The following is a 13,792-nucleotide window of genomic DNA, read 5'->3' on the forward strand; positions in this document are numbered from 1 at the left end:
ATTCAGGATCGTGATGGTGCCGGGCCGATCCTGAACGCCTCGCGGCGACCATTTCCCTTTATCCGAATGGTGTTCGCTGATTCTGGATACCGGGGACCGCGTGTGGCCGAGGCCACCTCCATCGCAGTCGAAATAGTCAAAAGACAGCCAGATCAGATCGGCTTCGCCGTGCAACCGAGACGTTGGGTCGTGGAACGCTTTTTTGCGTGGATCAGTCGCAACAGACGCCTATGGAAGGACGCCGAAGCCACCATCGAATCCGCAACAGCATTCCTCTACGCCGCAGCCGTCATGATCCTTGTCCGGCGCATCGCACGAAATCAATGACTTTCGGCACGGACTCTGAGATAGCAAGAGCTGTTTTCCTTCCTTCAGTCCGACAATCACTGCATCAACGGAATGTCTCAATTCGCTGGCCGCCTGCAACTCACCACTGGTCGCTTGGATTGCGTTCGACCTCTGCGGCGAGAAGCTTCGCCTCCACGCACTGTCTTGCCGAGCGCTCAGCCGTTGAGGCGGTTAATGTGACGGGGACATATGGGATTTTGGGGCTGTCGCATCTGGAGCGGGTCTGCTGTATGCGCACGGTTTGTGCGCTCCAAGGCATGAAACCATTCGTGTTGCTCCCGAAGGGACCTGCAACACTCAGCATGCTGTGCTTTATGGTGGACGCCCCTGTCACACTTGAGCCGCCGTTGGCGCTAAGCTTTTGATTTTACTGAATCGCAGGCGCTTTCATGGGCGATGAGCAGATGCGTCAACTACCAGATGCCGTAGTATCGGCGCTTGCCCGAAAACCTTAAAACCAAGCTCGTGTCAACACTTGACCGAGCGTATCGGCATGCAGAGCAACGTGACGGCCGTGGAGGTTTCGAAATGCATCTGTGCAGCAGATGAGCTGCCGCGCAAGTCGGGCCTCCATTGTATGGCGAAGTTTTTGAGGAGCATATCGGCATGGCCAGTAAATTTTTCGGAAAGTCACCGACCTGTCCAAACTTCCGTCCGGACTGTTCGGGCCTTCTATGTGAAACTGAAGAACAACCGCCAACCAACCAAACGCATATGATCGCTCTCTCGTTAAACGCTGCGTCCAGAGGGAGCCCAAAATGAATACTGATACTTTCACGGCTCATGAGTCTAATGTTCGTCGCTATGGGCGGTCTTTTCCCACTGTCTTTACGAAGGCCCTTGGGGCAACAATCTGGGACGAGACCGGTAAGCCTTTTATCGATTTCCTTGTGGGATCCGGCGCGCTCAACTACGGACACAACAACCCAACTATTATTGCACCAGCAATTGAATATCTCTCTGGTGAGAATATTCTTCTGTCGCTTGACATGTATACAGCGGCAAAGCGTGACTTCATCGAAGCGTTTGTCGATTCGATTTTGAAACCCAGGGGGCTTACTTACAAGATACAGTTTCCTGGGCCGACCGGCACAAACGCCAACGAAGCCGCGCTGGCGCTGGCGCGAAAATATACCGGCCGCTCGAGCGTCATGGCCTTCACAAATGCGTTCCACGGCATGTCGCTCGGCTCCCTGGCGGTGTCGGGGTCGGCGTCGACCAAGGAGCTGGGCGGCGTTGCTCGCCACGATGTGATCCGTGTCCCCTATGACGCCTATCCGAACCAAGCTTTCGATTCCGCGAGTTACATCGACTGCGTTTTGGGCGACCCAGGGAGCGGCGTAGAAAAGCCTGCTGCAATTATTCTGGAGACCATCCAGGCAGAAGGCGGCATGAACACCGCATCCGCAGCTTGGCTCGCAGAAATTCAGCGCATTTGCCGTAAGCACGGCGTTGTTTTGATCGTCGACGACATTCAGGCAGGTGCGGGACGAACGGGCGATTTCTTCTCATTCGAGTTCGCGAAAATCGAACCCGACATCGTGTGCCTTTCGAAATCTCTAAGCGGTTCAGGTAATCCGTTCTCCATTGTTCTCATTCGCCCGGACATGGACATATGGAATCCCGGAGAACACAGCGGGACCTTCAGAGGCAATAATCTCGCCTTCGTGACTGCAGGAGCCATGTGCAAAATGTGGTCCGATAGGCAGTTTACTGGAGGCGTCGAGCGGACAGCCGCCAAACTGCAAAGACACCTTGATCACCTCGTTGCGAAATTCCCCAAGTGCATCGAACAAAAGCGCGGCCGCGGTCTGATGGCCGGCCTCAAGTGCCGTTCACAGGCCGTTGTCGGCCGTGTGCACGATGTCGCGTTCGAAAATGGCCTGCTGATCGAATCTTCAGGGCCAAATCGCGACGTCATCAAAGTCCTCCCGCCGATAACCATCAGCGATGACGAACTCGATCATGGCATCGCCATCCTCAATCAGGCACTACAGGAGCAAGACAATGGAGACTAACCAAGTATCTAAAGCGCCAGCCATCTCGCCTCTTGCGATCAGAGAACGAACCGGCTCGATCAGCACTGCGGAGATCATCTCGGTCCTGAAAGGTGAGATCACCGGTCTGCACATCAGGCAAGCTTTCAGCACCGAAGTAGCCGAGGAGATCACCGCGAACTTTATTGGCAGTCCCGGTCTCAAGGAGCGTAAAGATGGCGTCCCCGGACAATATGTCGGCGCATCCCACTACAGGAAGGATGCAGCCACATATTTTGCAGAGTCGGAAAATGCGAGACCGTCCGTCGGCGCCCTTTTTGAGAATTTGGTTGATCCGGTCCGAGGATTATTTGAAGCGTTGAAGCGCGAGCTTCACGACCAGGGCATTGAATTGCGGCTGGCCCGTTCGGAACACGGTCAGGCTAATATTTGTCGCGCTCTCAGTTGGTCTGGCAGGGGAACATTTTCCTTGGAGCCCCATGACGATGTCGCTCAAGTCCTATGTGCCGGGAACGATCACGAGATTTCTGCGGTGGCGGAGAACACCGTCGCGGCGCTCAACTTCTATCCCAGCATGGCCGAGGAAGGTGGCAATCTGCGGCTCTGGAGCCATAAGCCGACAGTCGCGGATCGAAAGTCGCAGGGTGTGGAGACCACGGGGTATCCCTATTCGGCAGCTTATCTCGAGGCCGTTCCTTGTCGCGAATTCCAGCTCAAGGTCGGAGATATCGCCCTAATTGATGGCGGTTTCATTCACGGGGTCACCGGTCAATCAGGCAACGGAAAGCGTCGCCTGGTGCTGAACAGCTTTTTCGGATTTGCGCGGCCGGATCTTGTTCTCTGGTGGACCTGAAGATGCATGCCGTAGCGGCTGACCGGCTTCCACCGGCAAGGCGTCAACATCGTTCGTACGGGTAACCTGCCACTGAACTTCCATCCGGCGGCCAGACCCCCGGTCCCTTTTTGCTCCGATCTCGATGTTTGGACCGCCGGGTTTAGATTTTTCGGGCCTTGATCAAGGTATCCTCCGATGAGGCCTCATCGGACGGTTACTGATCAAGGGGTGACGGGCTGGCTGCGCCAACCGATTCCATGAGCGCGATTGGGACCTTGTTGCCGATCGCACCATGAGGATTGTTGCTCATTGTACAACTCATGGACCGGCGCCGATCATAGACCGAACGCTGACGGGACCGGCCAAAGCGAGCTTCTTTATCCATGGTATCCATCCTTGGGCGGGTCGCATGTCCACGTTCATGAAGTGCGACAAGAATGCTGCAGCGGTTTTCCGCTGCAGCCTTCCGGCCAGGCATTGGATCGGTGGCTAGAGCGCGTCCAGTGATCGATGAATCGATTGTGATGTGACGACGGCCAGGTGTTCTGATTCAACGCCCATCTTTAGAGGTGAACGATGGCAAGAGCACTGAGCAACGATCTTCGATCGCGGGTTTTGAAGGCTTCGGACGAGGGCATGTCCGCACGGCAAGCTGCGGCGCGGTTCGGAGCCGGGATATCGAGCGCGATCCGGTGGATCGCACGGGCGAAGATCGGCGAGCGGACACCGCGGCCGCAAGCCGACGCAGCGCTTCCAGTCTCGATGCGCATGAAGCCTTCATTGTCGGGCTGATCGATGAGCGCAAGGACATCACGCTGAACGAGATGGTGGAGCGGCTGGCAGCCGAGCGAGCGATGCGGATCAGTCGCAGCGCCCTGAGCGACTGGCTTCGCAGGCGCGGCTGGACATACAAAAAAGTCCGCACACGCACTGGAGCAGGACCGCCCCGACATCCTGAGGCGGCGGCGCGCCTGGTTCGACGGCCAGCTCGATCTCGACCCGGCGAAGCCGGTCTTCATCGATGAGAGTGTGCTGCAGAGCAACGGAAAGGAGTTCGCCATGAGCTGACACCGTTACGTAAAGCTGCGTGAATGATGGAGGATGGCCCTCCGGGATCGGCCTTCAGGGGCGGTCTCAAACCAGTCCGAGCTGCTGCGGTAAAGAGCCGTGGTGGTGAGCGTCGGATGAAAAGTTTGGACGAGATCCGAGCAGGTGGGTGTCCGAAAGACGAACGAAAGTGAACCCTCCGAAGACGCGTCGTTATGAACGTAAGTGTCGTCGAAACCAGGAGTGTTTCGTCATCCTGGGACAAGTCCGCCGGGTGCCTGATGACAGGGCGGGGCGGCGACCGGCGTAGAGGGGGGCGTGAGTCGGGCACAGGCATTCATGCGGAACTGCAGGAACCAGGCTTCTGATGTGAAGGGAGAAGCGCAAGCGGAACAAACCGCAAGGCGAGAGTACCGATGGGTGTTACGAATCAGGATCGTAATATCGACGCCAATCATCCAGCTTTCGGCCGCATCTGCAAGGCTGGGGAACCAGTGGTTTCAGGCATTCAGCGCGGAATCGACCATTGAAAGCCTCGATGAAGGCGTTGTCGGTCGGCTTGCCGGGACGGGAGAAGTCGAGGATGACGCCCTTTGTGTAGGCTCACAGGTCGAGGTCACTAGCGACGAATTCGCTGCCCTGGTCCAACCGGATGGTCTTCGGATAGCCGATCGTGCTGCATACCCGCTCAAGTGTTGCCACGACATCTTCGCCGCAATAGCTGAACCGCGGATCGAGCATGGGCACGTAACGGGAATAGGTGTCCACGACTGTGAGAACACGCAGCTTCTTGCCCCTTGCGAGTTGGTCGTCCACGACGTCGATCGCCCAGACGTCGTTCGGCTCGTGCGATTTGATTTAGGCATGACGTCTTTTGATGCCGCTTTCTACAATTCGATAATTCCGAAGTTTACGGCTTTTATAGCAGCGACCGTTCTGCTACCTGTATCCAATTTTCGCATTATGTTTTTGATGTGGAAATTGACAGTATTTACAGATATTCCTAAAATCTGTCCTATTTCCCACGATGATTTCCCTCTCGCTGTCCAAAGAATACACTCTTTTTCTCTTGGGGAAAGCTTGGGAGCGTCCACGATGCCACTCGAATTCGCGAACTTCGCTACCCTCAGATGGAAATGCAACGCGGCAAGTTGCAAGTAAATGATTGTTCTATTCTGGAATTCGCGGTCCCAGGGTTGAGCAAAGCTCATGATCGCAAAGCAGCCGTCGGGGCCGTGCAATGGAACGCTAATGCCTGACCTTAACCCGAACGTCGCAGCCTCGTCCAAAACACGCCGTTCGTTTTCAGTCGTGCTTGCATCGTTGTACACCTCACTCCATCGAAAGGCACCTGCCCGCTTTCGACCCGTCTTGATGACGGGGTCTATCCTGTCATAACCCATTTCGAAATAGCGCTCCTGCCATTCATCAGGATAATTCTGCATGACCGCCGGATCGCGTTGGGCCGGCTCTAGAGTTTTTTGGTCGGGTACAAGAGAGCCATAGGCGATCCAGGGGCAACCAAAATTCAGGGCAAAAGCAGATAACAGGTCGAACAACCGCTCGGATTGAGCACCACCATCAGTCTGGTCGAGAAATCGGCCAAACTCGACCGCAAACGCCTCCCTGGCTGCCTCCGGGAAATGCATCGACGGTACCCAAGAAAACTGATCGGACACTCCGGTTGCAAGCATTCGAACTTGAGAGGCCGCAGTCATCCGTGGGCGTTCCATAGGCTCTGCTCCGCAGCTATTTGCGCCGGATGTTGTCACTCGTGCACAAAGCTGCCGGCTGTAAGCTGCGGCTCTGCGCGCCGTTGTCGGCAGGTCGGCATCGCCAAAGCTCTAATCCTATCCCTGAAGTGCATAAAGTTATTTTGAATTAATTGTAGATTTCGCAAGCTTTTATCAAATTTACACAAAGTAAACGAAAGTGTAATTTTCGAGCTGTTTCGTCAGTTGATTTCGAAGAGCATATCGATATCCGCGCGCGGTCTCCAGACTGCGTCTGTTACCCGGCATGCTACCGTCCTGCTTCAAAACTCAGACTGGCCTCACATCGGCATGCGCGAATGGACGTGCAGGTCGGCGGGTTCACGGCTGAAGCGGCTTTCAAGATCTCTGTGCATTACAGTGTCGGCGTAGTTGCTAAAGTCGGGACCAGCCTGAAAAATTCATGAGGGTTTGGCGGATGTGGCACAAGCCATTGAAATGACGTGGGATTTGGTTGCTAAGGCCGATCCGAATCATTTCCCGGAGACCACACCCGCCATGAATGATCTTACGCCGCCGCTGAGCGGTTTGTCATCTGTCGGCGGCAAGTCCGTCTTCGCCCGTTTCGACGGCGGCATGCTGTCGTCCAACAGTGGCGTTTTGGCTCTGGCCGAAGTGGAAAAGCGTCTGCGTGTGGCCGAGCGTCTGGCGCGGTGCATTGACGATCCGCGCTGCCCTGACCAGGTCGTCCACAGCCTGGCGGACATGATCGGCTTTCGCATGAAGATGATCGCTGCCGGCTACGAGGATGGCAACGACGCCAACCGGCTGCGTTGCGATCCGATCTTCAAGATGGCCCAGGATGCACTGCCGTCGGGTCGGGATCTGGCGTCGCAATCGACGATGTGCCGGCTGGAGAACCTGCCCGGCGTGCGGGAGCTGGTGGCGATGGGGCGGGCGATGGTCGACCTTTACTGCGCCTCCTTCCGGCAGGTGCCGAAGCGGATCGTGCTCGACATCGACGACACCTTTGACGCCGTGCACGGCGGCCAACAGCTCCGCCTCTTCAATGCCCATCACGACGAATACGGCTTCCAGCCGATCGTCGTGTTCGATGGCGATGGCCGCTTCGTCGGTGCGGTTTTGCGGCCGGCCAAGCGGCCGAGTGGGGCAGAAATCCGCCCCCACCTGCGCCGCCTCGTGCGGGCGATCCGCAGCAACTGGCCGAACACCCGGATCCTGATCCGGGCCGACAGCCACTATTGCAGTCCGCCAGTTATCGATTGGTGCCGCGCTAATGACGTCGACTTCATCCTCGGCGTGGCACCCACCACGACCCTGCGCAAGCATGTCGCGGATCTGAAAGCCAGCACGCTGGCGCGCTTTGAAACGTCATCGAAGACGGGCAAGGTCCGCAGGTTCACGGAGTTCGTTGACGGGGCCGCCAGCTGGAGCCGCGTCGAGCGCATCATCGCCCGCGTCGAAATCGGCGACCAGGGAGCCGACACCCGCTTCGTCGTCACCAATCTTGCAGGCGGGAAAGCCAAGGCGCTCTACGCGGATCTCTACTGCCGGCGCGGCGCGGCCGAGAACCACATCAAGTCTTGGAAGACCCATCTCGCCGCCGACCGAACCTCTTGCACAAGAGCGACGGCCAACCAGTTCCGGCTGTTTCTGCATGCCGGCGCCTACTGGATGATGTGGGCCTGCGCGCCGCGATGCCCAAGCGCTCGAGCTTTGCCGTCGCCCAATTCGACACGCTGCGTTTGCGCCTCATCAAGATCGCCGCGCGGGTGGTCGAGATGAAGACGCAGATCCGCCTGCACCTGCCGACATCCTGCCCCGACCAGCGCATTCTGCGCATCGTCCTCAACCGCATCCCGCGGTTCGTGAGTTCGTGACGTAGCCGATGGGGCGCCCGACGCCCCGAAACGAACCCGCCGACCTCAATCCGCAAACCCCACCTGCCATCACGACGGAGCACCGCCGGCGCCCGACGAAGTATGCCAAAAAGTACGCAAAGGTAACCAGATCGCCGCTTCAGGCCGCCGAAAGCTCATCCCTGTGCATCAAGGCGGCTAGTCTCTCATGTTCCTTGTCAAGGCTGAGGGCGAGGGTGATCGACTGCTGATTGAATAGCCCTTGGAATTACAAAGCATACGAGTTCTCAGTTTCATCCTCTCTTGCGCGCCATTTCATCCGATTGAAACTGCTGACATTTTCAGGTCTCAAGCCTAGGTCAAGCCGGCCTAATTCGAAGAATTCAGCCGGTTTTTCAGCCGGTGCTGGCATGTCGGCCGTTCTAACGACGAAATCGCGGCCAAGCGTCCATTTGCCGAGGCGGAAGGAAGCTCCGTCATCCCGACGCTCACCAAAGAGCTGCTTTGGACGAAAGCCCTGGGCAGGCTTCGGCGTGTCGGTCATCGGCAGCGCGATCGCCGTCGACGCCGAAGGCTAAAATAATGTCATGATGGAGATTGCATCTGATAGGTCAGCAGATGCACCGATCATTGAATTTCAGGACGTCGGAAAAAGCTTTGGAAGCTTTAAGGTCCTAGACCAGCTGTCCTTCGCCGTGAAGCCGGGTGAGTACCTGGCTCTGATCGGCTCCTCAGGCTCTGCGCTGATGAGTGCGATCCAACCAATTGAAGCTAAACGTGGCAATGCTTCGAAATTAGTTGAGGCGCTCCCTGCGATACACGTTGCAATAGATCTTCCAACTAAATTCATAGAATCTTCATGACCGCAAATTGCTGGCACTGATACGATCATCTCAGAGTCTAAGGTCAGGAACGGCCAAAAAAATGATGCCGATTTACGCTCAGACCGCCATGCAGAACGCAACCGAGGACAACGCCAATGGCAAGACAAGCGCTCATCCTGGTTGAAGGTCACAGGACTAGTGGTCTGCCATACGTCCAAGCGGCCAAGCGTCTTGGACTTCATCCAATTACCGTGGCGGCTGATCCAGCCTGCTACGACTATCTTGCGGCGGAACAGGTTGAGGCAATCCGTGTCGATACAGATAATCTCGATGCGCTGATCCGCGAATGTTCCGGGCTACGTGCGACCTATGACATTGCCGGCATTACTGGCTTTACGGACTTCGACGAAACGGTCTATGCTACAGTTACTAAACTCTGTCGGCATTTCGATCTACCGGGACCGAACCCTGCATCGATTGAACGATGCTGCGATAAATTCACTCAACGTCAGCTCCTCGCGGAGGCCGGCGTTCCAATACCTGCTTATCGCTTGGCAACGGATGCGACGGAGGCGGAAAGCTCTGTCGCGCAGATCAGCATGCCGGTGATTGTCAAGCCAGCCGTAGGCAGCGGTAGCAGCGGTGTCCGATTGTGCCGCACCATCGATGAGTTGGCCGAACATACGACTTATCTGTTGGGCGGGAAGCACATCTGGCGATCTTCGCCGAGGATACTGGTCGAAGAGTTCGCACAAGGCCCCTTTTATAGCGTCGAGATAATGGGAAGTGAGGTCATTGGGATTGCGGCCGCTGAGTTTAGCCCCCCACCGCATTTCGTCTTTCGTGGGTTGACCTTTCCGGCCCCGCTGACTGAAGACGAGCGTGAGCGTATCGCCGATGTTTCGCTGAGTTGTTTGCGAGCTCTCGGTCTTGGCTGGGGCCCAACGAACATAGAACTCCGGTGGACGAAGCGTGGCCCAGTCGTCATCGAAGTCAATCCGCGTCTTGCTGGCGCGCTCGAGCCTCAACTGGTCCATCTGGCTTGCGGTATTGACCTCATCACCGAGCACATCAAGCTTGTCATCGGCGAGGAATGGGATTTACGCAGAAGGCATTCGCAGACTGCGGCCGCGCGGTTCCTAGCTCCTGATCGCGATGGCACCCTCGATTGGATCGGTGGCGACAGTCAGGCGGCTGCTGTGTCAGGCGTCGCCGAGGTCAAATTCTATGTTGAACCCAAGACGCCGATCGTCAGGAAAGGCGATTATCGAGACTGCATTGGACATATCGTGGCCGTTTCACCCAGCCTTACTCAGACCGAGGCGATACTTCAGCGTGCCGTCGACTTAATTAATTGGTCGATGACATCATTTCCGAACCTTGGTGAACAGGAAGAATCAGCGACCCCTAGCCGCAACGCATCGGCGAAGTCGCCCCCAGAGAATAAGGGCTGATCGTCGCCGAGGAATGGTGTGCAATAGAGAGGAGGAGAGGGACGCAGGTCGATGAGGATACTTTTGGCGGCCCGTGAGGGATCCCAATCAGGCTGGGCGTTATGGCCGTGAACAAACCGGAGGGGGCCAAATATGTTCAAGAATGGCGGCTTTAACGCGAAGGTAGCCTAGCAGAACTGTCGCGGCGGCAAAGCAGTAAACCTCGGAATCATGGGATCGTAAAAGGAGCGATCCAGAAAACGCCTTGCAAGTCACGATTGCTGTCCAGACGGGGCGAGAAGCGCGCATTTTATTTGTCTCAGTCGAGGGGTGCACTCCATCGCTGTCCGCCAATTACCGGAATCGGTGTCCGCGAATTTGTGAAACACGCAGACACAGCCGCCCGCTCGCCGGTATCCTACGGCAATCCCCGGCGCCGGGGACGGGCCGCAGCCCGTTCTCCCGCATGAGCCGCTCGATGCGATGCAGGCCGCAGGACAGGCCGCCAGAACGTCATGCCAGACGCGCTGGGCGCCATAGGTGCGGTCGCTGCTCTTGAAGCTCCGGTCGATCCGGGAAACGAGAATCTCATCCCGCCGGGAGCGAGCGCTGGGGCTGCGGTTGAGCTAGGCATGGAAGCCTGAGCGCGACACATCCAGCGCACTGCACAGCCATGCCACCGGCCAGATACCCCGGTGCCTCGCGATGAAAGCGAACCTCATATCGCTTCCCTCGCGAAGAAGGCTGCGGCCTTCCTAAGAAACAGCAACCTCGGCGTCGCAGGGAACGGCTTGCAAAACGAAGCCCAGCGATTTGGCGCGCCGCTTCAGACTTGCGAGGACACGGCTGCGATATTGTTCCTCATAGTGGTCGGCACCCGGATCCCTGTAGGTCATGCCGTCCTGAGGGTTGTAAACAGGACCGCAATTTGCGGGCGGTCGCCGTCACGGCCTTCGCCTTGCCCGCACGAGAGGACAGCCGACGATAAAAGGCGCCGAGCGCCGTATCGCTCCCCCCAATGGTCGTGGCCGCCAACCGTAACAATGCTGCTGCCCGACTTGACGATCTCCGTGTGCGCGAGGAGAGCACCTTGGCGCCCGAGATTTTGTTCCCCGGCGCTAGGCACAGCCAGGAGGTGAAGTGCTTCGCGGTCGGCCATGGCCTCAGATCCGTGCCGCACTCGCCAACACGTCGGGATTGCGCTCGCCCGCGACAATAGCCCGGATAATCCGCATCCCGGTCGCACCGGTGATGTCGGAGACGACGTGATGAAGTTGCAGGTTCATCTCCATCAGGGCCTTTTGCATGTGCTGAATGTGGGCGGCTGCGTATTCCACGAGCCGCTCCCGTTGACGCAGATAGGCGCGCAGGGTCGCAATCTCGACATCAGGGCGGAAGCTCCCGCGTAACAGACCGTAGGAATGGAGCTGGCGCAGCCATGCGGCATCGCTCACATCTGTCTTGCGCCCAGGCACGTTCTTGGCGTAACACGCATTGACCAGAATGACCTCGAACCCGCGCCGGGATCCAATAGACCCCAGTGGATTCCATCGCCACACTGGTCACCCCACACGCTTTGAACCAGTCCGCCAGATCGTGCAGATCCTGCGTAAATGTGCCGAACGCACGTACTGGCGTGTCAGTGCAGGTCGGGTCGACTGCGGCCATGTGCATTTTTGATCAATGTCGATGGCAGCCGCACCAACGTTGATCGGCGTCAAATCCGGGCGGTCACCGGTCGTCCTTTTGGCCATAGCAAATCCTCCATCCGATTATCGGCAGGAGGGTCTGGGCTATGCCAAATCTTCATCTTCCTAATCGGGATCGCCTCAGGAACGGCGTCACCACTCTCAAGTTCGCATGCACCCATGGACACGTTTTTTAACGGGGACTTCGCCTCCAATAAGCTGACGGCCGCTACCCTCCGAGGTACGAGGATAGCATGGGCTGTTTCTACCGGGCGCAGGCGGGCAACGGCCCGTGACAGTTTTTTAGGATGTCGCGCTCCGCCTTCAGCTTCGCGACCTCCTTGCGCAGTCGATCGATCTCGAGCTGCTCCGATGGCGTCGGCAGTCGAGCGTTCGGGCCGGAATCCATAGGAATTCGGGTCCGCCAGTGTCTCTGCCACCGGGTCCAGAGCGAGCTTCCATAACGCCTGCATCGCCCGGCACCGCATACAGGGAATTCCCAGCGGACGCTTCTTGCCGTTACTCTTGGGAATGTAAACACGTCGCAGCGGCATCGCGCGATAACCGCGATGTCGAAGGGACATCATCCCGTTCCATCTGGCCGCCGGGGATGACCATATCTTACCGTCCACCCCCGGCGTTCTCTTACCGCGATTCTCCGTCACCCGTTTCACGGCCAACATCTTGCCGCTATGCGAGCGGGTCAGCAGACGTTGCAATGCTTGCACCTTGCACCATCGGCCTTCCCGGGTTGCCTCGGCGATTACCTGAAGTCGTTTCACCTCTGCCTCAATGCTCGACCAGTTCGCCTGGTCCCACATCTGCGCAGTGCGCGAGGATGCACCAGCCTCGGTCGCTTTCGCGCCGATGGCCGTCATCTGCTTTCCCTCGTATAACGATTGGTCAAAGTTCTCTCGCCATGAATGACCGCGCGGAAGTCTGCCCGCTTTCGCGTCAGGCGATGTTTCAGCCCGTATCCCGTCCATTACAGTCGGGCGTTCGCTTTTTCCGCATTCCTTTACCCACAGCGCCAACAGCGTTCCTTATGGTCCGCCTGCCGTTGCCGGCAGCACTATGGGCTTACCCTGTTCCGCATAAGTCTCCGAGCGGGGTGGGGCGGACCCTTCCTCTTCGCCGGCGGCTGGTCGTCCATGGTGGCCCAGCTTTCAAAGACCACTCCACACCGCGTACCGTTTTGGTTCAAGCCTGTCAGCACGTTTGGCTTGTCAAAGATCACGACGTTTATCGGAAGTTCACATACGCTGGTCGTATCCGCTCATCCCTTGCTCCTCTCCGCCTTCGTGCTGGCAGATTCCGCCTTGCCTCGCGGCTCGGCGTACTGGATATCCGGCGGCTACTTTGTCCCCAGAGCTTCACACTGAGCTGTTACCGGCTCCGCATGTCCGGGTAGGGAACGGCTGATGAAACAGCCGGTTTCTTCAGGCTATATCCCTCCTGTGAAACAGAAACTTACGCGACTTGCAGGTCGCACAAAGCCGTTCTTTGCCAGATCAAACCCTTTTTCATGGATGCCTGCCTCTCCTTTACGTGGCGCCAACACACAAACTTGGCACATTGCGATGCCGTCTGGGAGGGCGGCAACCACATGGGGTAGTCGCGGGAGCGAGTCGCCCCGAAGCTGTCCCGACAATGGAAGGTGGTGGCTGTTCCCCGATAGGATGGAAATACGGGCTCACGACTGGACGCCGGGCCCACACATCGAATGGAGGTGGCATGAAGGAGGTCGCGCTCACTGGAAGAACGGATCGCTAAAGATGTTGATGGCGATGGAGGGTCAGTCGCACTTCCTGCCTTGCGGCGTACCGTATTGGGGTTTCGAGGCTCTCAATAACGGAGGAAGTGCGACCGTGTCTTACGATTATCATATCGGCGTGGATTACCACAAATCCTATAGCCATCTCGTCGTTCAGGACGGCGGCGGGCGAACACTGCGCTCGGGCCGGGTGAAGAATGACCGGCATTCGATCGCGGCGTTTCTGGACCGCTACAAGGACAATTCTCATGCCG

At 57.6% G+C, this 13,792-nt stretch carries 9 protein-coding genes and 6 pseudogenes; 8 read left to right on the forward strand and 7 right to left on the reverse strand.

Annotated features, from left to right (window positions below):
• The 4 genes and pseudogenes from F3H98_RS29715 to F3H98_RS29730 all read left to right on the forward strand — a co-directional run.
• Window positions 1-327: transposase (locus F3H98_RS29715; RefSeq protein ID WP_149764488.1), on the forward strand; the 327-nt coding region annotated here is incomplete at its 5' end.
• A gap of 779 nt (window positions 328-1,106) precedes the next feature.
• Complete coding sequence (gene ectB / locus F3H98_RS29720) at window positions 1,107-2,366, forward strand: diaminobutyrate--2-oxoglutarate transaminase (RefSeq protein WP_149764490.1); 1,260 nt, start codon at window positions 1,107-1,109, stop codon at window positions 2,364-2,366.
• The gene (locus F3H98_RS29725) at window positions 2,356-3,198 is read left to right on the forward strand and encodes a 2OG-Fe(II)-dependent halogenase WelO5 family protein (RefSeq protein WP_149764492.1); all 843 of its coding nucleotides are present in this window, start codon (window positions 2,356-2,358) and stop codon (window positions 3,196-3,198) included. Before ectB ends, F3H98_RS29725 begins: the two co-directional genes overlap by 11 nt.
• 558 nt (window positions 3,199-3,756) lie before the next feature.
• A pseudogene (locus tag F3H98_RS29730) lies at window positions 3,757-4,221 on the forward strand (transposase); the annotation flags it as partial.
• Window positions 4,222-4,650: 429 nt separating this feature from the next.
• Here the strand turns inward: F3H98_RS29730 and F3H98_RS32720 are convergent.
• Genes F3H98_RS32720 through F3H98_RS29745 form a run of 3 tightly spaced genes read right to left on the reverse strand, consistent with a single transcriptional unit; the run spans window position 4,651 to window position 5,960 of the window.
• The gene (locus F3H98_RS32720) at window positions 4,651-4,812 is read right to left on the reverse strand and encodes an integrase core domain-containing protein (RefSeq protein ID WP_425294893.1); all 162 of its coding nucleotides are present in this window, start codon (window positions 4,810-4,812) and stop codon (window positions 4,651-4,653) included.
• An 18-nt stretch (window positions 4,813-4,830) separates the two neighbouring features.
• Complete coding sequence (locus F3H98_RS32725; RefSeq protein ID WP_425294894.1) at window positions 4,831-5,085, reverse strand: DDE-type integrase/transposase/recombinase; 255 nt, start codon at window positions 5,083-5,085, stop codon at window positions 4,831-4,833.
• Window positions 5,086-5,114: 29 nt separating this feature from the next.
• Window positions 5,115-5,960 (reverse strand): LuxR family transcriptional regulator, encoded by an 846-nt coding sequence (locus F3H98_RS29745; protein WP_149764494.1) that lies wholly within the window; start codon window positions 5,958-5,960, stop codon window positions 5,115-5,117.
• A gap of 537 nt (window positions 5,961-6,497) precedes the next feature.
• Here F3H98_RS29745 and F3H98_RS29750 point away from each other — a divergent pair.
• A pseudogene (locus F3H98_RS29750) lies at window positions 6,498-7,840 on the forward strand (IS1380 family transposase).
• A 247-nt stretch (window positions 7,841-8,087) separates the two neighbouring features.
• On the opposite strand, the gene F3H98_RS29755 reads toward F3H98_RS29750, so the two are convergent.
• Complete coding sequence (locus F3H98_RS29755; protein WP_149764496.1) at window positions 8,088-8,363, reverse strand: hypothetical protein; 276 nt, start codon at window positions 8,361-8,363, stop codon at window positions 8,088-8,090.
• 43 nt (window positions 8,364-8,406) lie between these two features.
• On the opposite strand from F3H98_RS29755, the gene F3H98_RS32185 reads away from it, so the two are divergent.
• Both F3H98_RS32185 and F3H98_RS29765 read left to right on the forward strand, forming a co-directional pair.
• Complete coding sequence (locus tag F3H98_RS32185) at window positions 8,407-8,682, forward strand: hypothetical protein (protein WP_244621999.1); 276 nt, start codon at window positions 8,407-8,409, stop codon at window positions 8,680-8,682.
• A 116-nt stretch (window positions 8,683-8,798) separates the two neighbouring features.
• The gene (locus F3H98_RS29765) at window positions 8,799-10,097 is read left to right on the forward strand and encodes an ATP-grasp domain-containing protein (protein WP_149764499.1); all 1,299 of its coding nucleotides are present in this window, start codon (window positions 8,799-8,801) and stop codon (window positions 10,095-10,097) included.
• 400 nt (window positions 10,098-10,497) lie between these two features.
• On the opposite strand, the pseudogene F3H98_RS29770 reads toward F3H98_RS29765, so the two are convergent.
• The 3 pseudogenes from F3H98_RS29770 to F3H98_RS29780 all read right to left on the reverse strand — a co-directional run.
• Window positions 10,498-10,831: pseudogene (locus tag F3H98_RS29770) on the reverse strand (IS3 family transposase); the annotation flags it as partial.
• Window positions 10,832-11,830, reverse strand: a pseudogene (locus F3H98_RS29775) (IS110 family transposase).
• A gap of 353 nt (window positions 11,831-12,183) precedes the next feature.
• Window positions 12,184-12,750: pseudogene (locus tag F3H98_RS29780) on the reverse strand (reverse transcriptase N-terminal domain-containing protein); the annotation flags it as partial.
• Between the two features lie 789 nt (window positions 12,751-13,539).
• Between F3H98_RS29780 and F3H98_RS31500 the strand changes: the two are divergent.
• Window positions 13,540-13,792: pseudogene (locus F3H98_RS31500) on the forward strand (IS110 family RNA-guided transposase); the annotation flags it as partial.

Origin of the sequence: Neomesorhizobium albiziae (assembly GCF_900114255.1) — a bacterium.
Classification (GTDB): Bacteria; Pseudomonadota; Alphaproteobacteria; order Rhizobiales; family Rhizobiaceae; genus Neomesorhizobium; species Neomesorhizobium albiziae.

Bases quoted from the DNA above. Each gene is read 5' to 3' on its own strand.
- F3H98_RS29745 (WP_149764494.1), bottom strand. From the start codon at position 5,960: ATGGAACGCCCACGGATGACTGCGGCCTCTCAAGTTCGAATGCTTGCA.
- F3H98_RS32185 (WP_244621999.1), top strand. From the start codon at position 8,407: ATGATGGAGATTGCATCTGATAGGTCAGCAGATGCACCGATCATTGAA.
- F3H98_RS29755 (WP_149764496.1), bottom strand. From the start codon at position 8,363: ATGACCGACACGCCGAAGCCTGCCCAGGGCTTTCGTCCAAAGCAGCTC.
- F3H98_RS29725 (WP_149764492.1), top strand. From the start codon at position 2,356: ATGGAGACTAACCAAGTATCTAAAGCGCCAGCCATCTCGCCTCTTGCG.
- F3H98_RS29765 (WP_149764499.1), top strand. From the start codon at position 8,799: ATGGCAAGACAAGCGCTCATCCTGGTTGAAGGTCACAGGACTAGTGGT.
- ectB (WP_149764490.1), top strand. From the start codon at position 1,107: ATGAATACTGATACTTTCACGGCTCATGAGTCTAATGTTCGTCGCTAT.